The organism is Massilia haematophila (genome assembly GCF_042647645.1).
Lineage (GTDB): Bacteria > Pseudomonadota > Gammaproteobacteria > Burkholderiales > Burkholderiaceae_D > Telluria > Telluria haematophila.
In genome coordinates this window covers 3,013,859-3,037,177 of record NZ_JBHRVV010000001.1, presented here as the reverse complement: position 1 = coordinate 3,037,177, position 23,319 = coordinate 3,013,859, and the positions used below count along the sequence as shown (strand labels likewise).

Below are 23,319 nucleotides of genomic sequence, written 5' to 3'. Positions count from 1 at the left end.
CACCCTACGATCCGGCGCTGCTATCGTTATATCAAGCCCTCGAACATCAGCACATCCACCATCTCCCCCGCCGCGACGCTGCCCTGTTCGTCGTGCAGCACCACCATGCAGTTCGCTTCCGACATCGAGCGCAGGATGCCGGAGCCTTGCGAGCCGGTGATGCGCACCTGGGGCGCGCCGTCGTCGCCGTGGGTGAGGATGCCGCGCTGGTATTCGGTGCGGCCGGGTTTCTTGCGGATCGCGCCCTGCGAGCGGGCGCGCAGCAGCGGCAGGGGCGCGTCGGCGCCCATCATGCGCAGCAGGGCTGCGCGCGCGAAGAAGTAGAACGAGACCATCACCGCCACCGGATTGCCCGGCAGGCCGAACAGGAAGGCGCTGCGGCCGTTCGAGTTAATACGGCCGAAGGCCAGCGGGCGGCCCGGGCGCATGCCGATCTTCCAGAAGGTGACGTCGCCCAGGCGCGCCATGATCTGCTTGGTGTAGTCGGCGGCGCCGACCGAGACGCCGCCGGAGGTGACGATCGCGTCCGCGTTCTCGCAGGCGCTGCGCAGCGCTTCTTCGAGCGCCGCCGGGTCGTCGCGCACGATGCCCATGTCGATGATGTCGCAGCCCAGGCGCTGCAGCATGCCGTAGATGGTGTAGCGGTTGCTGTCGTAGACGCTGCCCTCATCGAGCGCCTGGCCGATCGAGCGCAGCTCGTCGCCGGTCGAGAAGAAGGCCACGCGCAGGCGGCGCTGCACCGGCACTTCGGCGATGCCGAGCGAGGCGATCAGGCCCAGGTCGGCCGGGCGGACGATCTTGCCGGCGGCGAGGGCCGGACTGCCGGCCTTCAGGTCTTCGCCTTTGAAGCGCCGGTTGTCGCCGGCGCGGATGGTGCCCGCCTTCAGCACGATCTCGCGCTCGCCGTCCTCGACCAGCAATTCCTGCGGCACCACGCTGTCGCAGCCAGTCGGCATGACGCCGCCGGTCATGATGCGCACGCATTCGCCCGGGCCGGGCACCAGCTCGGTCGGCCGCCCGGCATAGACGGTGCCGATCACCGCCAGGCGCGCCACGCCGTCAAGTGGAATGTCCGCGCCGCGCAGGGCGTAGCCGTCCATTGCCGAATTGTCGTGGGCCGGCACGTCGATCGGGGAGACGATGTCGCGCGCCAGCACGCGGCCGAGGGCAGCGCGCAGCGCCACCTGCTCGATGGCGCGCACCGGCTGCACGAACTCGCGGATGATGCGCTGGGCGTCACGCACCGGCAGCGCGTCCGGATCGTAGGCCGACAGGCAGCTCGTCACGTCCTGCAGGCGCGGCGCGGCGCCCGTATCCAGGCTGCGCAGTTCGTCGAGCGTATTGATGTTGCGGAAGGCATCCGCGTCCTCGAACAGCACCTCGACGGACTTCAGGTCCTTGTACCAGCCGTCCATGCGCCGGCCACCATCAAGCAGGTAACTGGAGAGAATCGGCAGCAGGTTCGCCTTCACCAGGCAGAACACCGGGTGCGGCTGCACGCGCTGGCCCGGCTCCTGGGTCGCGGCAAAGGCGAGATCGGCGTCCTGTTCCTCGAGCGCGGCCAGCAGGCGTGCGGCTAGGTCGGTGGGGACGAAGGGCGAATCGCAAGGGGCGGTCAGCAGGTAGGTGGTCTGGCAGCGGCGCAGGCCGGTTTCCAGCCCGGCCAGCGGGCCGGCGAAACCGGCCAGGTCGTCCGGCCAGACCGGCACGCCGAATTCGGCATAGGTGGCGAGGTTCTGGTTGGCGTTGATCGCCAGGCTGGCCACCTGCGGCGCGAGGCGCTCGAGCACGTGCGCCACCATGGTCTTGCCGCGGAAGGGCTGCAGGCCCTTGTCGACGTGGCCCATGCGCGAGCCGCGTCCGCCCGCGAGGATCAGTCCGCTGATCGATGCTTGCTTAGTCATTGTTTAACCGCCGATATAGGACATTTCGACTTTGCGCGCGCCGCGCGCCAGGCCCGTGGTGTTGATGGTGCGGGTCTCGGAATAGCGGTCGGCGCGGCCCTGCCACAGGCGCGCGACGGCGCCGCCGATCGCCAGGTCATCATGGCCGCCGCGCAGCAGGGCGCGCAGGTCGTGGCCCTGGGTCGCGAACAGGCAGGTGTACAGCTTGCCCTCGGTCGACAGGCGCATGCGGCTGCAATCCTTGCAGAAGGCGCCGGTGACGCTGGAGATGACGCCGATTTCGCCGCCGCCGTCCAGGTAGCGCCAGCGCGCCGCGGTCTCGCCGGTGTAGTTCGGGTCGAGCGGCGCCAGCGGCATCTCGGCCCCGATGCGCTGCACCACCTCGTTCGACGGCACGACTTCATCCATGTTCCAGCCGTTCGAGGCGCCCACGTCCATGTACTCGATGAAGCGCAGGATGACGGGGGAGCCTTTGAAGTGGCGCGCCATCGGCACGATCTGGTCGTCGTTGCTGCCGCGCTTGACCACCATGTTGACCTTGATCGGGCCGAGGCCGGCGGCATGCGCCGCCTCGATCCCGGCCAGCACGTCGCTTACTGCGAAGTCGACGTCGTTCATGCGCTTGAAGACGGCGTCGTCCATCGCGTCGAGCGACACCGTGACGCGGTCCAGGCCGGCGTCCTTCAGGGCGCGCGCCTTGCGTGCCAGGATCGAGCCGTTGGTCGTGAGCGTCAGGTCGAGCGGGCGGCCGGAGACGGTCGGCAGCGCGCGCAGCATTGCCACCAGGTGCTCGAGGTTCTTGCGCAGCAGCGGCTCGCCGCCGGTCAGGCGGATCTTCTCGACGCCGTGGGCGATGAAGATGCGCGCCACGCGCGTGATTTCCTCGAACGAGAGCAGGTCGCCATGCGGCAGGTAGGGGTAGTCCTTGCCGAACACTTCCTTCGGCATGCAGTACACGCAGCGGAAATTGCAGCGGTCGGTGACCGAGATCCGCAGGTCGTGCAGGGGACGCGCGAGCGCATCGACGAGATGGCCGCTGGGTGGAACGGGGGTTGCCGGAATGGCCAGCGCGGGACTGCGCAGGTCATTCAGCATGATGATTTTTTCAGCCATACCAATACGATAGCACGAGGCCCGCGAGCGCACAGGCGGCGAGCAGCTTGATGGTGCCGACCCGGTAGCGCAGCAGCGCGACCGCGGCGAGGAATCCGATGACGAGGGCAGCGGGTTGGAAGACGCCGCCGGCGAAAAACACTTCGCGCCCGAAGTATACAGCAAGGCTGGCGATGACGCCGACCACCGCCGCGGAAATGGCGGTCAGCGGCGCAGTCAGGCGCAGGTCGCCGCGCGTGGCCTCGACCAGCGGGCCGCCGGCCAGGATGAAGATGAACGAGGGCAGGAAGGTAAACAGCGCGGCGACCGCGCCGCCGAGCAGGCCGGCCAGCGGCAGCGCCTCGGGTCCGAGCAGGGCGTGGGTCCAGCCGCCGACGAAGCCGACGAAGGCCACGATCATGATCAGGGGACCCGGCGTACTCTCGCCCAGCGCCAGGCCGTCGATCATCTGGGTCGCGTCGAGCCAGCCGTAGTGTTCGACCGCGCCCTGCACCACATAGGGCAGCACGGCATAGGCGCCGCCGAAGGTCAGCAGCGCGGCCTTGCTGAAGAACCAGCCCATCTGCGCCAGGGTGCCATTGGCGCCGCCCCAGGCGGCCAGCGCCAGCCAGGCGGCGGCCATCAGGGCGACGCCGCCGAGGGCGACCAGCGCCAGGCGCGCCCAGGAAAAGCGCGCGTGCGCCGGCGTCGGCGTGTCGTCGTCGATCAGGGCCGGAGAAGCGCTGCCGGGCTGCGCGCCGGCATGGGCGTTCGCCGCACCGGGCGCCAGGAAGGCCGCCGGCTTCAGGCGCACGCCGGCCGCGCCGGCCAGGGCCGCGCCGAGCACGATCAGCGGAAAGGGGATGTGCAGGAATGCGATGGCGACGAAGGCCAGCGCGGCGATACCGACCAGGATCGCGTTGCGCAAGGTGCGGCTGCCGAGGCGCCAGGCGGCCGCCAGCACGATCGCCACCACCGCCGGCTTGATCCCGTCCATGATGCCGGCCAGGACCGGCAGGTGGCCGTAGGCCAGGTAGATCCAGCCCAGGCCCATCAGGAGCAGCAGCGAAGGCAGGATGAACAGGACGCCGGCGACGATGCCGCCGCGCGTGCGATGCAGCAGCCAGCCGATGTAGACCGCCAGCTGGGTCGCCTCCGGTCCCGGCAGCAGCATGCAGTAGTTGAGCGCATGCAGGAAGCGGCCTTCGGAAATCCAGCGGCGGCGCTCGACCAGCTCGGCATGCATCAGGGCGATCTGGCCGGCCGGGCCGCCGAAGCTGATGAAACCGAGCTTGAGCCAGTACAGGAAGGCTTCGCGGCGGCTGACCTGGCGGGGGGCGGCACTCTCGTTCATGGCGGGCACGGGCTTCAATAAGGAGCGTCAAGGACAAAAAAGAGGGAAGCCCGCGGGCTTCCCTCTTTTGTTCCGCTTTTGACAGCGTTATTTCGCTTTCACAGCGGCAGGCGCTATCACTGGCGGGTGTCGACCTGGATCAGCGGCTCTTCGACCGGCGGCGCGACCGGCTTGCGGGCACGGCCGAGGCGGACCGGCGCGGCTGCCTTGGCGGCCGCTTCCTGGGCTGCGCGCAGCTTTTCAGGATCGGTCGCGGCCAGGGTCAGGCCGGCGTTGCCGAGCAGCTCGTCGAGGTTGGCCGCGGGCGCCGGCGTGCTTGCCGCCGGGACTGGCGCGGCCGCTACCGGCGCTGGCGCTGGTGCTCGTGCTGGTGCTGGTGCTGGCTGGACCGGGGCCGGGGCCGGGGCTGGCGCAGCGGCTCGCACCGGCTCGGCCGGTGCGGTCACGACCGGCTCGGCGGCAGGCGCCGGGACGGCAGCCTGCACCGGCTCGGCAGCTTGCACCGGCTCGGCAGCTTGCACCGGCTCGGCAGCTTGTACCGGCTGGGCAGGCGTCGCAGGTGCTGCGGCGACGGTTTCGGCGGCCGGCGCGGCCGGCTTGGCCTGGCTGGCGGCAACCGATGCCGCGGTCGGGAAGAACCAGGCGTCGGCGGTCGGCGCCTTCACTGCCGACACTGGCGCGGCCTCGGCGGCTGCCACCGGAGCGGATGCTGCCGGAGCGGGCGCGGCTTTGGCGGCGGCCTTGGCCTGGGCGGCGGCGACCGACGCGGCGGTCGGGAAGGGCCATGGCGCCAGCTTGGCGTCTTGCTTCGGCGCGCGCGGCTTGCGGCCCGACTTCTCGGCTTGCACCTTGGCGGCTTCCTCGTCGGCGACCGGCGTAAAGGCCGGTGCGCCGTCGTGTTCGCCGTGCTCGCCCGCTTCCATGCCCTCGACCTGGTCGCGGTCGCGGCGGTTGCGGTTGCGGCCACCGCGGCGGCGGCGGCGGCGCGGCTCGTCGCCGGCCTCGTTCTCGAAGTCATCGCCGACCGGGCCCTGGCTGGTCACCGCCTTCACCGCGTGGTCGAGCTGGTCGCCGTGCGGGGTGGTGGTCGACAGTTCGCTGACCGGGGTCGGGATCGCCTCGACCGCGTTCACTTCGTCGAGCTTGGCTTCGACCGGCTGGACGCGTTCGGTACGCTCGCGCGGCTGGCGCGGCGTGCGTTCGGCGCGCTCGCCACGTTCGGCGCGCTCACCGCGCTCGGCACGCTCCGGACGCTGGCCGGCTGGTGCGGCCTGGGCGGTCTCGACCTGCTCGCGCGGTTCGCGCGGAGCACGCGGCTCGCGCGGCGGACGCGGCTGGCGCGGGGCCTTCTCTTCGCGCTCGGCCTTGGCGCTCTCGTCGACGCCGGCCTTGGCCGTCACGTCGCGCTCTTCGCGCTCGCGGCCAGGCTTGCCGTTGCGGCCGTTACGGGCAGCACGCGGACCGCGGCCATTGCGCTCGCCGCGCTCGGCCGGGCTGGGGGCTGCCGGTTTCGGCGGCTCGACCGGCGCCGGGGGCGGTGCGACCGGCTCGGGGGCGCCGAAGAAGAAGCTGCGCAGCTTGGCGAAGAAGCCGGTCGGGGCCGGAGCGACGGTCGGTTGCGGAACGGCGACGACCGGCGGCTCGACCGGTTTGGCGGCCTTGACCGGCTCGCTGCGGTCGACCACCGGCGCCGGCTGGGCCGGGGTGATGCTCTTGACCACGGCTTCCTGGCGCGGCTTGGCTTCTTCCTTCTGGCGCTTGCTGTAGGCCATGTCGGTTTCGGCGGTCTCGGCCAGGCTGTAGCTGGCGGCGGCGTCTTCCAGGCGCGGATCGTCGTGCTTGATGCGCTCGAGCTTGTAGTGCGGGGTGTCGAGATGCTTGTTCGGCACCAGGATCACGCTGATGCGGTGGCGCGCCTCGATCTTCATGACTTCGCCACGCTTCTCGTTCAGCAGGAAGGCGGCAACGTCGACCGGCACCTGGACGTGGATGGTGGCCGAGTTTTCCTTCATCGCCTCTTCCTGGATGATGCGCAGCACCTGCAGGGCGGACGATTCGGTATCGCGGATGTGGCCGGTGCCCGAGCAGCGTGGGCAGGTCACGTGGGAGCCTTCGGACAGCGAAGGACGCAGGCGCTGGCGCGACAGTTCCATCAGGCCGAAGCGGGAAATCTTGCCCATCTGAACGCGGGCGCGGTCGTGGTGCAGGGCTTCCTTCAGGCGCGTTTCCACTTCGCGCTGGTTCTTGGCCACTTCCATGTCGATGAAGTCGATCACGATCAGGCCGCCCAGGTCGCGCAGGCGCAGCTGGCGGGCCACTTCGTCGGCCGCTTCGCAGTTGGTGTTGAAGGCGGTGGTCTCGATGTCCGAGCCGCGCGTGGCGCGCGCCGAGTTGACGTCGATGGAAACCAGGGCTTCGGTGTGGTCGATGACGATCGCGCCACCCGACGGCAGCGGCACGGTGCGCGCGTAGGCGGTCTCGATCTGGTGTTCGATCTGGAAACGCGAGAACAGCGGCACGTCGTCGCTGTAGCGCTTCACGCGGTGCGCCATGTCAGGCATCACGTGCGACATGAACTGCTGGGCCTGGTCGAAGATCTCGTCGGTGTCGATCAGGACTTCGCCGATGTCAGGCTGGAAGTAATCGCGGATGGCGCGGATGACGAGCGAGCTTTCCTGGTAGATCAGGAAAGGACCGGCGGCCGATTTGCCGGCGCCTTCGATGGCGCGCCACAGTTGCATCAGGTAATTCAAGTCCCACTGCAGCTCTTCGACCGTGCGGCCGATGCCGGCGGTGCGGGCGATGACCGACATGCCTTGCGGCAGGTCCAGCTTGTCCATGGTCTCGCGCAGTTCCTGGCGCTCTTCGCCTTCGACACGGCGCGACACGCCGCCGCCGCGCGGGTTGTTCGGCATCAGGACCAGGTAGCGGCCGGCCAGCGAGATGAACGAGGTCAGGGCAGCGCCCTTGTTGCCGCGTTCCTCTTTTTCGACCTGGACCATGATTTCCTGGCCTTCGCGCAGGGCTTCCTTGATCGTGCAGTTGCGCACGTCGACGCCATCGCGGAAATAGGAGCGGGCAACTTCTTTGAAGGGGAGGAAGCCGTGGCGGTCTTCGCCGTAGCTGACGAAGCAAGCTTCGAGGGAGGGTTCGATGCGGGTGATGACACCCTTGTAGATATTGGACTTGCGCTGTTCGCGTCCGGCCGTTTCGATATCGATGTCGATCAGTTTCTGGCCGTCGACGATCGCTACGCGCAGCTCCTCTTGCTGCGTAGCATTAAACAACATGCGTTTCATTTTTATTGACTCCGCGACCCGTGGGCCGTTCCATGCCGCCTTGCCAGGGCGGCGAAAGTACAGGGAAGTACGCGGGAGGGGAGAGCTGGAGGGGGGTATGCCCGGGTGTGTGGGGCCGGCGAAGCAAAAGGCAACGCTGCCGCCACAGGGCGCGAATGGTGTCGATCGTCATGCCGAGGGCACGCCGCAACTGTAGCTGTGCCCGGCCCGCTTCATGAGCGGCGCAAAGGGTCAGCCAGGCGGTGCGCGCAACAACCAGCCAAACCGTAGCCAGCCAGCAACCAAGACTTCGATCTTATCGGCGAAAGGAGGCGTCGATCAACCTGTTGCGCGTCGGCCCGCCGGCCGTCATCCCCTGGGGCTCGGCCAACATGCCTGCTGCGCTCGCTACGGTTTCTCGACCTTCCTCGTTAATCAGCCTTTACTCTCAAGCCTTCGGGTGAGGCTTACATCGGGTCGGGCGAAACGACAAGCGTTATCGACACCATCAACCGGCGAGCCCGCATGAGCAGGCTTGCCGGTACTTATCCTTACAGTTCCAAACAATCCAATCCGGCACTCCTGCGCGCGACCCGATTGCAACTGCGGTGCAACCCTGATCCACGCAGAAATGTGCGTACACGTTTTTTCCATCGATTTTGCATGCCAGCGGGGCCGATGGAACGCGCCCCTGTGTAAAATATCGTTTTAATTCTTACACCTGCAGAGGTTTGACCGCCGCCTGTCGATTATATATTCAAAATGAAGGACTTAGAGAGAATTTCTGGGAAGACAGGCCAAATGAAGATGCAAAACGATGTTGTTCCCCCTTCATCACAGGCATTAGCGGCACAGTTCGTCACTATTACCGAGGAAGAAGCCGGCCAGCGTATTGACAATTACTTGTTGCGCGTGTGCAAGGGCGTTCCGAAGAGCCATATCTACCGTATCCTGCGTTCGGGCGAGGTGCGCGTCAACAAGGGCCGCATCGACCAGCTGTATCGGCTGGAGCAGGGCGACCTGGTGCGCATTCCACCGATTCGCGTTGCCGAAAAAGCCAGCAGCGCGGCCGTTCCCGGCGCCGAATTCAAGATCGTGCACGAGGACAATCACCTGCTGGTGATCGACAAGCCGGCCGGCGTCGCCGTCCATGGCGGCTCGGGCGTGTCGTATGGCGTCATCGAGCAGTTGCGCGCGGCGCGGCCGGACGCCAAGTTCCTGGAACTGGTGCACCGCCTCGACCGCGAAACCTCGGGACTGTTGTTGCTGGCCAAAAAGCGCTCGGCGCTGACCAACCTGCACGACCAGATGCGCGAAGGCCTTACCGACAAGCGTTACCTGACGGCTGTTTCCGGCAACTGGGTCAACAAGCGCCAGCATGTAAAGTTGCCTTTACATAAATACACGACGCCCGACGGCGAGCGCCGTGTCGTGGTGCAAGCTGGCGGCATGGAATCGCACACCGTCTTCAGCCTGCTGCGCAAATGGGAAGAATTTGCCTTGCTGGAAGCGGAACTGAAGACCGGGCGTACCCACCAGATTCGCGTTCACCTGGCATCGTCGGGCTTCCCCATCCTGGGCGACGAGAAGTACGGCGATTTCGCCCTCAACAAGCAGTTGCAGAAGGCTACCGAAACGCGCGGTGCGCTGCGCCGGATGTTCCTTCACGCTCACAAAATCACCTTCACCCACCCGGATTCCGGCGCGAAGATGACGCTGCAGGCGCCCTTGCCAGCCGAGTGCGATCGTTTCTTGGTAAGCTTGGGGCAACCGGTAGCTTGATGGTTCGTGGGCGCCCCGTGCCCACCGTTTATCATGCGTGGCGTTACGCAAGCATGAAAAACACGTGGATAGCGGTACCAGCGCGAATGCATGAGCAGTAGCGATCACCGCATGGGCACGGGGCGCCCACCCTACGGCACATTGCCGGTAATAAACAGGAGCCGGCACTGGCCGGAAGAAATGCCAAGAAAGCAATTTGATCTGATCGTCTTCGACTGGGACGGCACCTTGATGGACAGCACGGCGGCCATCGTCAAGTGCATCCAGGCAGCCGCGCGCGACGTCGGCCTGCCCGTGCCGAGCGACGGGGCGGCCTCGCACGTCATCGGCCTGGCACTGCCCGAAGCCATGCAGACGGCGGTGCCCGACATCGAGCCGGCGCTGTATCCACGCATGGTCGAGCGCTACCGCTACCATTTCCTGACGAAAGACCACGAACTGGTGCTGTTCAAGGGAGTTCGCGAGATGTTGAGCGAACTTTCCCAACAGGGCTATTTCCTGGCGGTGGCCACCGGCAAGAGCCGCGTGGGCCTGAACCGGGCGCTGAACGCGGCCGGACTGCTGTCGATGTTCGACGCTACCCGTTGTGCGGATGAAACCTTCTCCAAGCCGCATCCGGCCATGCTGCAGGAATTGACGCGCGAACTCGGCCAGGACATGCGCCGCACGGTGATGATCGGCGATACCACGCACGACCTGCTGATGGCGCGCAATGCCGGCGCCGCCGGGATTGCCGTCGAGTATGGCGCCCATCCGGTCGACCAGCTGCAGGCCTGCCATCCCGTGTTTTCCGCCAAGACAGCGGTCGAACTGCACGCCTGGCTGACCGATAACGCATAATGGCGGATGTTTACATTTGCGACTCCGAGGCCCTGGTCGATGGCGGCGCGGGGGTGCGCTTTCCCGTGCTGGCCTTCGGCGAACCGGCGACCGGCTTCGTGGTGCGCTTCGGCGGCACCGCCTATGCCTACCTGAACCGTTGTGCCCATGTGCCGACCGAGCTGGACTGGGTCAAGGGGCAGTTTTTCGAGTCCAGCGGCGAGTACCTGATGTGCGCAACCCATGGGGCCGTGTACCAGCCGGCGACCGGCCTCTGCGCTGGCGGACCCTGCCGTGGCGCGCGGCTGCGTGCGATCGCGGTGCGCGAAGCGGACGGCAAGGTATCCTGGCAGCCGGACGAGCGGTTCCAGCCGGCCGCCTGAGGAAGGCTGCAACCATTTAACTTCAACACTGCTTATGAGCGACAACATCAGGAACGATGGCGAAAGCCGGTTTGCAGCCAACCCGACCGCGGGCAACTGGGAGCGCGAGACCCTCGAGAAGCTGGTGTTCGCCACCATCAAGGAGCGCCGCGCGGCGCGCCGCTGGAGCATCTTCTTCCGGCTGGCCTTCCTGCTCGTGCTCGTCGTCGGACTCTGGACTTACCTCGGATTGAGCTTCGGCAGCGACGACGAGAACCTCGGCCGCCACACGGCACTCATCGAAATTAACGGCGAGATCGAAGCGGAAGGCAGCGGATCGGCCGACAATGTGATCCCCTCGCTGAACAAGGCGTTTTCCGACGCGGGCTCGGCGGCGGTGGTGATGCGCATCGACAGCCCCGGCGGCAGCCCGGTGCAGGCCGGGATCATCGTCGACGAGATCCGGCGCCTGAGGAAGGGGTATCCGGACAAGCCGCTGTACGTGGTGGTCGACGAGATCTGCGCCTCCGGCGGGTACTACATCGCCGCCGCGGCCGACAAGATCTATGTCAACAAGGCCAGCATCGTCGGCTCGGTCGGCGTACTGATGGACAGTTTCGGTTTCACAGGCACCATGGAAAAGCTGGGTGTCGAGCGGCGCCTGCTGACGGCGGGCGCCAACAAGGGCTTCCTCGACCCGTTCAGCCCGCAATCGGAGAAGCACCGCGCCCACGCCCAGGAAATGCTCAACGAAATCCACCAGCAATTCATTTCGGTGGTGCGCGCCGGACGCGGTTCGCGCCTGAAGGAGACACCGGAAACCTTCTCCGGCCTGTACTGGACCGGCGCCAAGGCCGTCGAGATGGGCCTGGCCGACGGTTTCGGCACCGTCGACACCGTCGCGCGCGACATCGTCAAGGCCGAGGACATCGTCGACTACACCGCTCACGAAGGCTTGCCGGAACGCGTATTGAAGAAATTCGGCGCGTCCGTGGGCGATGGCGCGGTGAAGGCCATGTCGCACACGGTATTGCCGCAATTAAAATGAGTGGGAATGCGCTGAGCTGACGTTGCTCAATATGTCCCTTGAAAGTTCCGAGAAGTGGTCTATAGTGACCTTCGTGGTTCTTTCAGGGGAGGGCGACCAACAAGAAGTGCCAACCTGTTCGCAATTGTTCATTAGTTGACGCGATCGCGCCGCATACGTGCGGCTTTCGAGAGAATTCCATTCCTCATGCCACCCGGCCCTTCCCGGGAAGCGAAAACGACGGCGCAAGCCGTCGTTTTCTTTTATGCATCGGTTTTCAGGCGCGGGTGTCGGACGCGGCCGGATGGGAGAGGGCGGCGCCGTCGTCATGCTGGACGAAGCCGCCGCGCTCGAGCCAGGCCTGGAAATCGCGCTGGGCGCGGGCATACCAGGCGGCGCGCAGCGGCGCGTGCGCCGAACCGTGCAGATGCGGGACGTTGCCGCCGCTGGTCCAGCGCGCCAGGGCGAGCCGGGTCGGAAACAGCGCGGTATGCGAACGCGCCAGCGACAGGCGCGCTGCCTTGACCGACGCCGGAGCGACCGTGGGCGGGGTGACCTGATCGGATTTCACTGGTTGCATTGTCGTCATCCTCTTATTTGTATTGGGTAGTAATTCCTAACGATACCTCTTCAGTTCTGCTGGTCGCGTTAGGCCGATTCCTAATGGAGTTGAAGTCTATCAATGGATGGTGTGCTTCGATTGATATATGTCAAACGAGTAGAAGATCACTATCCTAGCGGTAACATTGCGTGGCCCTTGCTGGCGGTGGACCTTCTGCGCTGATGGGCCTTCTGTTAAAGTCTCGCCCATGAGTAAATTATCCCTGGACCGAATCCTGCAATCGCAAGGCTTCGGCACCCGCAAGTATTGCCGCGCGCTGATCGAGGATGGCGACGTCGCCGTGAATGGCGTGATCGAAGACAACTACAAGACCACGGTCGAGACCGACGGCCTGGTGCTGACCGTCTTCGACGAAGAATGGGTCTACCGCGAACACGTGTATATCGCGCTGTACAAGCCGGCCAACTTCGAATGCTCGCGCAAGCCCAGCCACCACCCGGGCGTCCTGACCTTGTTGCCGGAGCAGTTCGGCTGGCGTGAAGTGCAGCCGGTCGGCCGTCTCGACCACGACACCACCGGCCTGCTCCTGATGTCGGACGACGGCCCCTTCATCCATGCCCAGTCCTCGCCGAAGCGCCACGTGCCGAAGATCTACCAGGCGACCACGGCCGATCCGGTGACGCCGGCGCTGGTCGAGCAGATGCTCGCCGGCGTGCAACTGCACGACGAGCCGGCGCCGCTGCGCGCGGTGTCCTGCGTGCAGCGCGACGAGCACCAGCTCGAGATCGTGCTCGAACAGGGCAAGTACCACCAGGTCAAGCGCATGCTGGCCGCCGCCGGCAACCACTGCGGCGCGCTGCACCGTTCGGCCATCGGCGGCTTGACGCTCGAGTCGCTGGGCCTCAAGGAAGGGGAGTGGTGCTTCCTGGAGCAGGCGCAGCTGGATTTGCTGGTGCCCGCCTGAGGGACTCCGTTCCCGGTTGCGGTAGGGTGGTTGCCGCTTGAACTGCCGGGCCGCAATGATCGGCGTAGGGTGGGCACCCCGTGCCCACGCGAACGCATGCGTCGCGTTGACGCTTTTCAAGGGGGTAGGGTGGGCGCCCCTGTGCCCACGCGTGACCTTTGCGTCGTGGCGGCGCGAAAAGCAGGCCAACAATGATCACCGTTCACGCGTGGGCACGGGGTGCCCACCCTACGGGCTCCTCCTCCGACTCACGCACACTTCGGTATCGCCTTGGTAAGCGTGCGACAAAAAAGCTGTTTTTCTTACAAAATCGTATTGACTCGCGTCAGATCGTGGTCGGCGCAGTCATGCGTTGCCGGATGCGATGACGCCTTTTTGCAACCGACAACCGTGTATTACATGCCGCTCTCATACCGTACCCTCCTGATTACGCTTCCCCTGGTCTGCGCCGCCGCCGGCGCCAGTGCGCAGGACGCCCCGAAACTGCTGTCCGACTGCGCCAACATCGAGGACAACACCGCCCGCCTGGCCTGTTTCGACCAGCTGGCCGCCACGCCGGCGCCGCGCACCGAGGCCGCGGTCGTGGTCAACCCGGCCAGCGGCGCTCCTGCGGCGACCGTACCGGTGGTCACGGCCCGCCCATCCGCCGAAAGCAGCGCCAGGTTCAGCCAGCTCGATCACTGGGAGCTCGACGATCCCTACCGCCGCGGCGTGTTCAAGTTCCGTCCGCACCATGCGAACTACCTGATCGCGACCCGCACCTATCGCCCGAACGACGCCCCCTACGTCCCTTACCGCGACCTGGCCGACGGCGACACCAAGCTGTCGAAAGGCGAGCTGGCCTTCCAGCTGAGCTTCAAGATGAAGATGGTCGAGCAGGCTTTCGGCAAGCCTGTCGACCTCTGGTTCGGCTACACCCAGAACAGCTTCTGGCAGGCGGCCAACCACGACGCATCGAGCCCCTTCCGCGAAACCAACTACCAGCCCGAGGTGATGGCGATCACGCCGCTGCATGCCCAGGTCGGCGGCGTCGACCTGCGCTTCGCCGGCCTCGGCTTCGTGCACCAGTCGAACGGCCAGTCGGGCTCGCTCTCGCGCAGCTGGAACCGCTTCTACGCCCAGCTCGGCGTCGAGAAGGACGGCTTTTCGGCCACCGCCCGGGTCTGGAAGCGCCTGAGCGAGAGCGACGACGACAACCCGGACATCGTCGACTACATGGGCCACGGCGACCTGGCCCTGGCCTACCGCCGCGATGGGCACATCTACTCGTCCACGCTGCGCTACAACTTCCACACCGACAAAGGCGCGATCCAGGCCGGCTGGGCCTTCCCGCTGGCCGGCAACCTGAAAGGCTATGCCCAGGCCTTCGCCGGCTACGGTCAGAGCCTGATCGACTACAACTACTTCCAGCGCTCGATCGGCCTGGGCCTGCTCGGCACCTTCTGACGGCGCGGGGCGTTGCGGCGCGGGGCGTTACGGCGGAAGAGCGCTGCACTACAATAGCGCACCATCGTTTTCCCGACCGCCAATGAAACTTGCGACCATCCACGACGGCAGCCGCGACGGCCAGCTGGCCGTCGTGTCGCGCGACCTGAAGACCGCGCACATGGCCGACGCCATCGCCCCGACCCTCCAGGCCGCGCTCGACGACTGGGCCTTCATCGCGCCCCAGCTCGACGAGCTGTACGCCCAGCTCAACGCCGGGCAGGCGCGGCGCGCCTTCGATTTCGACCCCAAGCTGTGCATGGCGCCGCTGCCGCGTGCCTTCCAGTGGGCCGACGGCTCGGCCTACCTGAACCACGTGGAGCTGGTGCGGCGCGCGCGCAATGCCGAGATGCCGGAATCCTTCCGCGACGATCCGCTGATGGTCCAGGGCGGGAGCGACGATTTCCTCGGGCCGCACGACGACATCGTGCTGGCGCACGAGGAGTGGGGCATCGATTTCGAGGCCGAGGTGGCGGTCGTCACGGACGATGTGCCGATGGGCGCGACGCCGGACGAAGCGCACGGCAGGATCCGCCTGCTCATGCTGGCCAACGACGTTTCGCTGCGCAACCTGATTCCCGCCGAGCTGGCCAAGGGTTTCGGTTTCCTGCAGTCGAAGCCGGCCACCAGCTTTTCGCCGGTGGCGGTCACGCCCGACGAACTGGGCGACGCCTGGCGCGGCGGCAAGGTCCACCTGCCGCTGCGTTCGACCTGGAACGGCCACCTGGTCGGCCAGCCGGATGCGGGCGTGGACATGGCCTTTAATTTCCCGCAGCTCATCGCGCACCTGTGCAAGACACGCAACGCGTGCGCCGGCAGCATCGTCGGTTCGGGTACGGTATCGAATCGCGACGCCACTTTGGGCTATTCTTGCATCGCCGAGCAGCGTTGCCTGGAAACCATTGCCGACGGCGCGCCGAGCACGCCCTTCATGCGTTTCGGCGACACCATCCGCATCGAGATGCTCGACGAGAAGGGCAAGTCGATTTTCGGCGCCATTGACCAGGTGATTCGCAAAGCGTAGCGCTAAGTACTCACCCAAAAATAAATGTGTTTTTGGCTGTCATAACCGGCGCGTTGCTGCGTTGGCTCGCGCTTGCAGTGCTCGCACTGCGGCGCACTCGCCGCCTTGCACCGCCTCCGGTTCTGTTTGCCAAAATTCACATTTATTTCCGGTCGAGTACTTAGCGCGCCGGCGCGGTCTCGTCGGCAAACAGTGCTTGTGCGCCATCGCCGCGCAGGTCCACCTCGACCGGCGGCGCCATCCGCCGCAGCGTGCGCGCAAATCGGACGCTGCCGTCCGGCGCATGCAGCCGGTACCAGAGCAGGGCGATGCCGGACAAACGCAGCTTCTGTCCGGTAAACAGCTGATCGCGCACGATGCTCATGCCTTCCAGCCGCAGGTCGACGTCGAGCACGGCCGCGCCCGCAGTACGGTTGGCGTAGCCGAGGTAGCGTGCGGCGTTGTGCAGCGGGCTGCGATCCCCCGGCTCGCCGGCCCGCAGCGACTCGACGAAGGCGTCGACCGCCTCCAGCGCGGCGCCGGCAGCGCCCGCCACTGCGCTCAGTTCCTTCTTATCTTCTCCCTTGGCGTTATCGGCCAGCTTTTGCAGCAGGGCAATGCGGTTGGCGTAGTCGGCGCGGTGGCCGGCCAGGGCGCGCTGGCGGCCGAGCAGGCGTTCGTGCTGGGCGGTATCGAGTTCGCCCAGGTAACCGCTGCCGAGTCCGGCGACTTGCTGGGGGCAGGATTCGGCCAGCGCGCTCGCGAACAGGGCGCGCGCGCCCTCGCCATAGGCCAGGCCGGCGGCCGTGACATCGCTCTTGAACAGGGACGCCGTGTCGGCCGATGCGCGCAGCACGGCCGGCACCACCGTCAGCGCGGCCGACAGGGTAGTGAGCACGGCGCCGGGCGGCGTGTGGGTGTCGATGTACAGCTGGAGTTCCTTGTTGCGGCGTGCCATGTCCTCGCCCATGCGCACCAGGGCGTCGTTGACGGTGCGCGCCGCCAGCACGCCCTGGCTGGCGGCCGGATCGTGGAGCACGATCTTTTCGCCGGCCGGCAGGGTGGCGCAGACTTCGACGGCGAGCTGGCGCGCCAGGTCGAAGGCGCGCACCAGCCCGGCGGCGCCGAACTGGCGCGTCTCGACGGCGCCCGCCAGGGCACGCGCGTTCGCCGCCGGCAACTGGGCCAACAGGGCGGCGCGCTCGGCTTCCAGCGTGGCCTGGCGCGCTTCGGCTTCGCGCCGTGCGGCCATGGCATCGCCGGTCAACTGGACGATCCGCAACTCCAGCGCATTTTTGGCGGCATCGAGCTCGTCTTTGGTGGTTTGCCCGGTCGCGGGAAATGAGGCCCAGCCTGCCATTAATAATATTAGGCAACGATATTTGAGTTTAGGAAATTGCTTCATCATCGTGCCCTTCGCGATATGTTACGAGTTGTAATTGGCAATCGAATCGATGTGGTGGAAACGCCTCAAAAACTGTAACAAAATGTCGGGAAATATTAGGAAAAGTGAAGAGAATATTTATTGCAGTTAATCAAATCAAATATCGAATTCTCGAAAAGCTGTGGCAAATCAGTCACTTGCAAAGTCGACGCAGCGCCCTTGCGAGTGCCGTGCTGCGCCGCACGATTGCCGCTGAGTTCATGCTTTCTCCAGAGAAATGCGTTAGAATTGCCCAGTTATTTTCGCGTCAACGTGGAACGATTGGAAACTCATTACATAGTCTCTGAAGTCGGCTGGATGGTCTCGCTGGTCTCCTCCCTCGTGCTGGTCGCAACGACCCGCTGGCATGGGCGGTTCACGCTGGACGCAACGCGCGGCGTGCAGAAATTCCATAGTGCTCCGACCCCGCGCATCGGCGGCCTGGCCATCATGCTTGGCCTGATCGTCGCCTGCGCCATGTCGTCGCGCCAGCAGCAGGCACTGTTTGCGCCGTTGCTGGTCGCCGCGCTGCCGGCCTTCCTGTTCGGCATGGCCGAAGACCTGACCCGCCGCGTCTCGATCGGCGCGCGCCTGCTCGCCACCATGATCAGCGGCGTGGCCTGCTGGGCCCTGACCGACGTGCGCATCATCGAAACCGGCATCGGTCCGCTCGATGCGGCGCTCGTCTCGCTGCCGCTGTCGGTGCTGTTCACGGCCTTTGCGGTCGGTGGCGTCGCCAATGCGGTCAACATCATCGACGGCTTCAACGGCCTGGCCAGCGGCACCGTGATCATCGGCCTGGTCGCGCTGGGTTTCATCGCGGACGGGTGCGGCGATGCCGAACTGGCGCGCCTGTGCTTCCTGATCTGCGCGGTGACCGCCGGCTTCTTCCTCGTCAATTTCCCGTTTGGCAAACTGTTCCTCGGCGATGGCGGCGCCTACCTGCTGGGCTTCCTGCTGTCCTGGCTCTCGGTGATGCTGGTCTACCGCAACCCCGACGTCTCGCCCTGGGCGCCCCTGCTGGCGTGCGCCTACCCGGTATTCGAAACCGTGTTCACGATCGCGCGCCGCCTCTGGTGCCGGCGCCACCCCGGCCAGCCGGACAGCTGCCACCTGCACAGCCTGGTGAAAATCGCCATTACCGGACGCTACTTCCGCGCCCTCAGCGCGCCGCTGCGCAACGCCCTGGTGTCGCCGTTCTCGTGGCTGATCGCGGCAGTGCCGGCCGTGCTGGCGGTGCGCTTCGCCGACAACAATGGCGCGCTGCTGGTCGGTACCCTGGCCAGTTTCGCGCTTTACCTGGCGTTCTACTGGTACGTCGCGCACGCCGCACGCGCCCGTCGGCGCCGCGCAATGCGGGCGCAGGCACGTTCCGCGGCCCCTGTGGCGACCCTGGTGCCGGAGCCGGAGCCGCTGCAGTCCTGAGCACCGACGAAAAAACCACATTTGTACAAAATTTTTTCATCAATATTCTTCTGTAGCGCTTCACGCTTGTACGTACGTTCTTGTGATTTTTGGTGAGATTTCTTCGGCATATTCGTCAAAAAGGATGGCGATTAATCTCACTAAAACTCACTTTTATTGCTGGCTTGACCAGTAATATCCGCAATAATCCTTCCCCTTCTTGTTAAATATTACTTTCTTTAGAATATTTAACATTGCCGCTAGGAAAATACCTGATTGTCTCTTTGGAATTTGTAACAATTTCCCTCTCTAGAGCAATCCAGGATCATCGGCTACAATGCCTTCGAGTAACACGTAGTTCATTCCGTTACCCCCTGTTTTCGTACCGCTGATCGCCGATCGCGGTTCATTCCCAACCCCGTGGCTCCGGTAACGCTGGGCTTAGCCCTGGCGTACGCCTTGCCCATGGTTTTGCGAGCCCTTCTGGGTCCTTTCGATTGCGAGTATCGGTGTCATGAGTGTGGTCGTCCGTTCCGGCCTTTCGGTAACCTGTTCGGCGTGGAAAGCGCTGCTGCTGCGCGAGACGGTGAATCGTCTCGCCGCCGGCCGCGCCGCATGGGTCTGGATCCTGCTCGAGCCCCTGATCCACGTGATGTTCATGCTCGCGATGTTCACCGCGATCCGCGTCACGACCGTGGGCGGCATCGACACCACCCTGTGGCTGACCACCGGCATGGTGGCGTTCTTCATGTTCCGCCGCACCGCCAACCAGTGCACCAACGCCATCAGCGCCAACCGCGCCCTGTTCACCTATCGCCAGGTCAAGCCGGTCGACACCGTGCTCGTGCGCGCGGCCACCGAAGGCTTCCTGATGCTGCTGGTGCTGATCCTGGCCTTGTGCGTGCTGGCGCTGCTCGGCCACGACATCCTGCCTGCCGATCCCCTGACCCTGCTCGGCGCGCTGCTCGGCCTGTGGCTGGTCGGGCTGGGCTTCGGCCTGGTGTTCTCGGTCGGCACCGAACTGGTGCCGGAACTGGGCAAGCTCGTCAACATCATCATGATGCCGGCCTACTTCATGTCCGGCGTGATGGTCCAGATCGGCGCGATTCCCGAGCCCTACCGCGGCTGGCTGGCGCTCAACCCGCTGGTGCACGGTCTGGAGTCGGCGCGCCTGGCGTTCGCTCCCTACTATCACACCATCACCGACCTGAGCCTGGCCTACCTGTACGCCTGGGCCCTGGTGCTGGTCTTTCTCGGCCTGGCGCTGCAGGTCCGTTTCGCCCAGCGCGTGGTGAGCCAATGATCATCGTCGACGACGTCCACAAGCGCTACCGCACCGAACACGGCCCCGGCAAATGGGTGCTGAGCGGCGTGTCGTTCACGATCCCGAAGAACGTCAACGTCGGCCTGGTCGGGCGCAATGGCGCCGGCAAGTCGACCCTGCTGCGCCTGATCGGCGGCATCGACACCCCGAACCGCGGGCGCATCGAGCGCCAGTGCCGCGTGTCCTGGCCGATGGGCTTCGGCGGCGGCCTGCAGGGTTCGCTCACCGGGCGCCAGAACGCCAAGTTCGTCTGCCGCATCCTCGGCCACGAGCACGAGATGGCCGAGCGCATCGCCTTCATGCAGGACTTCGCCGAGATCGGCGCTTCCTTCGACGAGCCGGTCAAGACCTATTCGGCCGGCATGAAGTCGCGCCTGCAGTTCGCCATGTCGCTGGCCTTCGACTTCGACGTCTACATCTCCGACGAAGTCACGTCGACCGGCGACGCCGCCTTCCGCGGCAAGGCCAACAAGGCCTTCAAGAACCTGGCCAACCGCGCCGGCCTGATCATGGTGTCGCACAGCGACAGTACCTTGCGCGAATTCTGCAGCGCCGGCATCTGGCTGCACGAGGGCCGCGCCCACTGGTTCGACGACATCGGCGACGCGCTGAAACATTACAAGGAAAGCATTGCAGTATGAATGACCGCATCAACGAGGAAGCGACCGTGGCGCCGGCGCCGGGCAAGCCCGCAAGCGGCTTGCGCGGCCGGACGACGCGCCTGGCCAAGGCGCTGCGCAAGCGCGGCGTGTTCGGCATCGCCGCCGTCGTCTGCGCCGCCGCCACCGCCTACTGGGGCCTGGTCGCCTCGGATCGCTATGTGTCGCAGGCCAACGTGATCGTCCAGCGCACCGACCTGGCCGGCGGCCACACGATGGATTTCAGCTCCCTGCTCGGCGGCGTCAACGGCAGCCGCAGCGATGAACTCCTGCTGCGCAACTACCTGCTGTCGATGGACATGCTCAGGAAGCTCGACAAGGAGCTGAACCTGCGCGCGCACTACAGCGACCGCGCGCGCGACCCGCTGTCGCGCATGTGGGCCAAGGACGTGCCGGACGAATGGTTCCTCCAGTACTACCTGTCGCGCGTGAGCGTCGAGCTCGACGAGTACTCGGGCGTGCTGGTGATCAAGGCGCAGGGCTACGACGCCCGCACCGCCCAGGCCATCACCACGCTGCTGGTGCGCGAGGGCGAGCGCGCCATGAACGAGATGGCGCACCAGCTCGCGCGCGACCAGGTCGCCTTCGTCGAGAAGCAGGTGGCGCAGATGGCCGAGCGCTTCCAGCGCACGCGCCAGGCGGTGGTGCGCTTCCAGAACACGCACGGCCTGGTCTCGCCGCAGAGCCGCGCCGAGCAGCTCAACGGCGTGGTCGAGCGCCTGAACGCGCAGCGCACCGAACTGCAGACCCGCCGCACCGCGCTGCTCGGCTACCTCGAGCCGCGCGCGGCCGGCGTGGTCGAGATCGACCTGCAGATCGAGGCCATCGACAAGCAGCTGGCCCAGGAGCAGGCGCGCCTGACCTCGACCAGCGGCAAGGCCCTCAACAGCACGGTCGAGGAATACCAGCGCCTCGAGATGGAAGCCGGCTTCGCCAACGACGTTTACAAGACGGCGCTGGTGGCGCTCGAGAAGGGCAGGGTGGAAGCGACCCGCAACCTGAAGAAGGTCTCGGTGGTGCAGAGCCCGACCCTGCCGCAGCACGCGCTCGAACCGCGCCGCGGCTACAACATCATCGTTTCGGTGCTCGTCACCCTGCTGCTGGCAGGCGTCGTGCACCTGCTCGCGGCGATCGTCCGCGATCACAAGGATTAACCAATGCTTCGTTTCGTTCCACGTCTTTCCCTTGGCGCGCTGCTGGCCGTGACCCTGTCCGCCGGCGCCGTCCCGACGGCCGCGCCGACCGGCGCCCCGGCCGTGGCGCTGCCTGCCGGGATCATGCCGCCGACCGCGGCCCAGTTGCAGGCCGCCGCCCAGGCCCAGCAGGCCGCGGCGATGCCGGCCGAAGTGCCGCTGCAGGCCCCGCAGCGCTACGACTACAGCGCCAACCGCGCCACCGACGTGTTCGGCGCCTCGCTGTTCTCGGGCAGCTTCGCCGCTGGCGGCGCCACCCAGTTCAACCCCGACTACATGGTCGCGGTGGGCGACCGCATCCAGATCCGCCTCTGGGGCGGCTACACCTTCGACGGCATCCTGACGGTCGACCCGCAGGGCAACCTGTTCGTGCCGCAGCTCGGCCCGGTCAAGCTGCTCGGCGTGCGCAACCGCGACCTCCAGCGCACGCTGGAGACGGCGATGCGCCAGGTGTTCCGCGCCAACGTCAACGGCTACGCCAGCCTGGCCGCAGCCCAGCCGGTGCGGATCTACGTCGGCGGCTTCGTCAACCGTCCGGGCATGTACAACGGCACCAGCATGGACAGCCTGCTCAACTACCTGGACCAGGCCGGCGGCATCGACGTCGACCGCGGCAGCTTCCTGGACGTGCAGGTCAAGCGCGGCCAGCAGGTGCGCGCCACGGTCAACCTGTACGACTTCCTGCTGCAGGGCAGCATCCCGCAGATCCAGCTGAGCGACGGCGACGTGATCTTCATCGCGCCGCGCCAGAACACGGTGCGCGTCACCGGCCTGGCCGCTAACGCCAAGCGTTTCGAGTTCGCCGGCGCCGACCTGTCGATCGACGAACTGGCGCGCCTGGCCAAGCCGGCCGCCAGCGCCACCCATGTGCGCGTGATCCGCAACACCGGCACCGTGCGCAACACCGATTACTACCCGCTGAGCGCGGCGCGCGAAGTGCGCGCGGCCAACGGCGACGACGTCGAGTTCACCGCCGACAAGAAGCCCGGCACGATCACCGTCCGCGTCGAAGGCGAGCACCAGGGCCAGCAGGAGTTCGTGCTGCCTTACGGCTCGCGCATCGGCGCGCTGCTCGGCCAGGTGCGCATGACGCCGCTGTCGGACGCCGCCAGCATCCAGCTCTACCGCGTCAGCGTGCGCGAGCGCCAGCGCGCCATGCTGCAGACCTCGATGCGCAGCCTCGAGTCTGCGGTACTGACCGCGCGCAGCGGCACCAGCGACGAAGCGGTGCTGCGCAAGCAGGAGTCGGACCTGATCCTGCAATGGGTCGAGCGGGCCAGGAAGATCGAGCCGAGCGGCCAGGTGCAGATCGCCTCGAACGCGGCGCGCGACGAGCTGCTGCTGGAAAACGGCGACGTGCTGCGCATTCCGACCCGCGACGGCCTGGTGCTGGTGAGCGGCGAGGTGCTGTTCCCGAACGCGGTGGCCTTCGACGGCGCGCTGAAGGTGCGCGACTACATCGCCCGCGCCGGCGGCTATACCCAGAACGCGGAGAACTCGCGCGTGGTGATCGCCCACCGCGACGGCAGCTTCGAGGAAGGCAACCCGGACACGCGCCTGCGCGCCGGCGACGAAGTGCTGGTGCTGCCGAAGGTCGACGTCAAGTCGCGCCAGATCTTCAAGGACATGACGCAGATTATTTACCAGATCGCCGTCGCCGCGAAAGTGGTACTGGGCCTGTAAT

General features: G+C 66.2%; 18 protein-coding genes. 12 read left to right on the top strand and 6 right to left on the bottom strand.

Features of this window, described 5'->3' with window-relative positions; translation table 11 throughout:
• Positions 1–26: 26 nt before the first annotated feature.
• The 4 genes from moeA to ACFOPH_RS13490 form a co-directional block, all read right to left on the bottom strand.
• On the bottom strand, positions 27–1,904 hold the full coding sequence (moeA, locus tag ACFOPH_RS13505; RefSeq protein ID WP_379735776.1) for a molybdopterin molybdotransferase MoeA: 1,878 nt from the start codon (positions 1,902–1,904) through the stop codon (positions 27–29).
• Between the two features lie 3 nt (positions 1,905–1,907).
• Complete coding sequence (gene moaA / locus ACFOPH_RS13500; RefSeq protein WP_312550442.1) at positions 1,908–3,017, bottom strand: GTP 3',8-cyclase MoaA; 1,110 nt, start codon at positions 3,015–3,017, stop codon at positions 1,908–1,910.
• A complete protein-coding gene (gene chrA, locus ACFOPH_RS13495; RefSeq protein WP_379735774.1) occupies positions 3,010–4,350 on the bottom strand; it encodes a chromate efflux transporter in 1,341 nt (446 codons plus the stop codon). The genes moaA and chrA overlap by 8 nt, the downstream gene beginning before the upstream one ends.
• A 116-nt stretch (positions 4,351–4,466) precedes the next feature.
• Complete coding sequence (locus ACFOPH_RS13490) at positions 4,467–7,649, bottom strand: Rne/Rng family ribonuclease (RefSeq protein ID WP_379735772.1); 3,183 nt, start codon at positions 7,647–7,649, stop codon at positions 4,467–4,469.
• A 780-nt stretch (positions 7,650–8,429) separates the two neighbouring features.
• On the opposite strand from ACFOPH_RS13490, the gene ACFOPH_RS13485 reads away from it, so the two are divergent.
• From ACFOPH_RS13485 to ACFOPH_RS13470, 4 genes are all read left to right on the top strand, one after another.
• Positions 8,430–9,410, top strand: a complete 981-nt coding sequence (locus ACFOPH_RS13485; protein ID WP_379735770.1) for an RluA family pseudouridine synthase — start codon at positions 8,430–8,432, stop codon at positions 9,408–9,410.
• Positions 9,411–9,590: 180 nt separating this feature from the next.
• Complete coding sequence (locus ACFOPH_RS13480; protein WP_312551267.1) at positions 9,591–10,250, top strand: HAD-IIIA family hydrolase; 660 nt, start codon at positions 9,591–9,593, stop codon at positions 10,248–10,250.
• Positions 10,250–10,612 carry a Rieske (2Fe-2S) protein gene (locus tag ACFOPH_RS13475; protein WP_312551268.1) on the top strand — a complete coding sequence of 121 codons (363 nt, stop codon included), beginning with the start codon at positions 10,250–10,252 and terminating at the stop codon, positions 10,610–10,612. The genes ACFOPH_RS13480 and ACFOPH_RS13475 overlap by 1 nt, the downstream gene beginning before the upstream one ends.
• 34 nt (positions 10,613–10,646) lie before the next feature.
• The gene (locus ACFOPH_RS13470) at positions 10,647–11,639 is read left to right on the top strand and encodes a S49 family peptidase (RefSeq protein WP_312551269.1); all 993 of its coding nucleotides are present in this window, start codon (positions 10,647–10,649) and stop codon (positions 11,637–11,639) included.
• A gap of 256 nt (positions 11,640–11,895) precedes the next feature.
• On the opposite strand, the gene ACFOPH_RS13465 is transcribed toward ACFOPH_RS13470, so the two are convergent.
• Positions 11,896–12,198, bottom strand: coding sequence for a hypothetical protein (locus ACFOPH_RS13465; protein ID WP_312551271.1), 303 nt, complete (start codon positions 12,196–12,198; stop codon positions 11,896–11,898).
• A gap of 229 nt (positions 12,199–12,427) precedes the next feature.
• Between ACFOPH_RS13465 and ACFOPH_RS13460 the strand changes: the two genes are divergently transcribed.
• From ACFOPH_RS13460 to ACFOPH_RS13450, 3 genes are all read left to right on the top strand, one after another.
• Entirely contained in the window at positions 12,428–13,144 is a 717-nt protein-coding gene (locus tag ACFOPH_RS13460; protein WP_312551272.1) for a pseudouridine synthase, read from the top strand.
• Between the two features lie 399 nt (positions 13,145–13,543).
• The gene (locus ACFOPH_RS13455) at positions 13,544–14,590 is read left to right on the top strand and encodes a phospholipase A (protein WP_312551274.1); all 1,047 of its coding nucleotides are present in this window, start codon (positions 13,544–13,546) and stop codon (positions 14,588–14,590) included.
• Between the two features lie 82 nt (positions 14,591–14,672).
• Complete coding sequence (locus ACFOPH_RS13450; RefSeq protein ID WP_379735766.1) at positions 14,673–15,653, top strand: fumarylacetoacetate hydrolase family protein; 981 nt, start codon at positions 14,673–14,675, stop codon at positions 15,651–15,653.
• A gap of 160 nt (positions 15,654–15,813) precedes the next feature.
• Here the strand turns inward: ACFOPH_RS13450 and ACFOPH_RS13445 are convergent, their stop codons facing one another.
• On the bottom strand, positions 15,814–16,992 hold the full coding sequence (locus ACFOPH_RS13445) for a hypothetical protein (protein WP_379735764.1): 1,179 nt from the start codon (positions 16,990–16,992) through the stop codon (positions 15,814–15,816).
• Positions 16,993–17,373: 381 nt separating this feature from the next.
• Between ACFOPH_RS13445 and ACFOPH_RS13440 the strand changes: the two genes are divergently transcribed.
• The 5 genes from ACFOPH_RS13440 to ACFOPH_RS13420 all read left to right on the top strand — a co-directional run bounded on the left by ACFOPH_RS13440 (position 17,374) and on the right by ACFOPH_RS13420 (position 23,318).
• Entirely contained in the window at positions 17,374–18,480 is a 1,107-nt protein-coding gene (locus ACFOPH_RS13440) for an MraY family glycosyltransferase (protein ID WP_312551280.1), read from the top strand.
• A gap of 493 nt (positions 18,481–18,973) precedes the next feature.
• Entirely contained in the window at positions 18,974–19,762 is a 789-nt protein-coding gene (locus ACFOPH_RS13435) for an ABC transporter permease (RefSeq protein WP_312551281.1), read from the top strand.
• Positions 19,759–20,424, top strand: a complete 666-nt coding sequence (locus tag ACFOPH_RS13430; protein WP_312551283.1) for an ABC transporter ATP-binding protein — start codon at positions 19,759–19,761, stop codon at positions 20,422–20,424. Before ACFOPH_RS13435 ends, ACFOPH_RS13430 begins: the two co-directional genes overlap by 4 nt.
• Positions 20,421–21,596, top strand: a complete 1,176-nt coding sequence (locus ACFOPH_RS13425; RefSeq protein ID WP_379735761.1) for a chain-length determining protein — start codon at positions 20,421–20,423, stop codon at positions 21,594–21,596. The genes ACFOPH_RS13430 and ACFOPH_RS13425 overlap by 4 nt, the downstream gene beginning before the upstream one ends.
• 3 nt (positions 21,597–21,599) lie before the next feature.
• On the top strand, positions 21,600–23,318 hold the full coding sequence (locus tag ACFOPH_RS13420) for a polysaccharide biosynthesis/export family protein (RefSeq protein ID WP_379735759.1): 1,719 nt from the start codon (positions 21,600–21,602) through the stop codon (positions 23,316–23,318).
• Position 23,319: the final 1 nt, after the last annotated feature.

Excerpts from the sequence above, each read along its gene's own strand:
- ACFOPH_RS13445 (WP_379735764.1), bottom strand. The coding sequence starts at position 16,992 with ATGGCAGGCTGGGCCTCATTTCCCGCGACCGGGCAAACCACCAAAGAC.
- ACFOPH_RS13465 (WP_312551271.1), bottom strand. The coding sequence starts at position 12,198 with ATGCAACCAGTGAAATCCGATCAGGTCACCCCGCCCACGGTCGCTCCG.
- ACFOPH_RS13450 (WP_379735766.1), top strand. The coding sequence starts at position 14,673 with ATGAAACTTGCGACCATCCACGACGGCAGCCGCGACGGCCAGCTGGCC.
- chrA (WP_379735774.1), bottom strand. The coding sequence starts at position 4,350 with ATGAACGAGAGTGCCGCCCCCCGCCAGGTCAGCCGCCGCGAAGCCTTC.
- ACFOPH_RS13460 (WP_312551272.1), top strand. The coding sequence starts at position 12,428 with ATGAGTAAATTATCCCTGGACCGAATCCTGCAATCGCAAGGCTTCGGC.
- ACFOPH_RS13430 (WP_312551283.1), top strand. The coding sequence starts at position 19,759 with ATGATCATCGTCGACGACGTCCACAAGCGCTACCGCACCGAACACGGC.
- ACFOPH_RS13485 (WP_379735770.1), top strand. The coding sequence starts at position 8,430 with ATGAAGATGCAAAACGATGTTGTTCCCCCTTCATCACAGGCATTAGCG.
- moeA (WP_379735776.1), bottom strand. The coding sequence starts at position 1,904 with ATGACTAAGCAAGCATCGATCAGCGGACTGATCCTCGCGGGCGGACGC.
- ACFOPH_RS13490 (WP_379735772.1), bottom strand. The coding sequence starts at position 7,649 with ATGAAACGCATGTTGTTTAATGCTACGCAGCAAGAGGAGCTGCGCGTA.
- ACFOPH_RS13420 (WP_379735759.1), top strand. The coding sequence starts at position 21,600 with ATGCTTCGTTTCGTTCCACGTCTTTCCCTTGGCGCGCTGCTGGCCGTG.
- moaA (WP_312550442.1), bottom strand. The coding sequence starts at position 3,017 with ATGGCTGAAAAAATCATCATGCTGAATGACCTGCGCAGTCCCGCGCTG.
- ACFOPH_RS13480 (WP_312551267.1), top strand. The coding sequence starts at position 9,591 with ATGCCAAGAAAGCAATTTGATCTGATCGTCTTCGACTGGGACGGCACC.
- ACFOPH_RS13470 (WP_312551269.1), top strand. The coding sequence starts at position 10,647 with ATGAGCGACAACATCAGGAACGATGGCGAAAGCCGGTTTGCAGCCAAC.
- ACFOPH_RS13440 (WP_312551280.1), top strand. The coding sequence starts at position 17,374 with ATGGTCTCGCTGGTCTCCTCCCTCGTGCTGGTCGCAACGACCCGCTGG.
- ACFOPH_RS13475 (WP_312551268.1), top strand. The coding sequence starts at position 10,250 with ATGGCGGATGTTTACATTTGCGACTCCGAGGCCCTGGTCGATGGCGGC.
- ACFOPH_RS13455 (WP_312551274.1), top strand. The coding sequence starts at position 13,544 with ATGCCGCTCTCATACCGTACCCTCCTGATTACGCTTCCCCTGGTCTGC.
- ACFOPH_RS13435 (WP_312551281.1), top strand. The coding sequence starts at position 18,974 with ATGAGTGTGGTCGTCCGTTCCGGCCTTTCGGTAACCTGTTCGGCGTGG.
- ACFOPH_RS13425 (WP_379735761.1), top strand. The coding sequence starts at position 20,421 with ATGAATGACCGCATCAACGAGGAAGCGACCGTGGCGCCGGCGCCGGGC.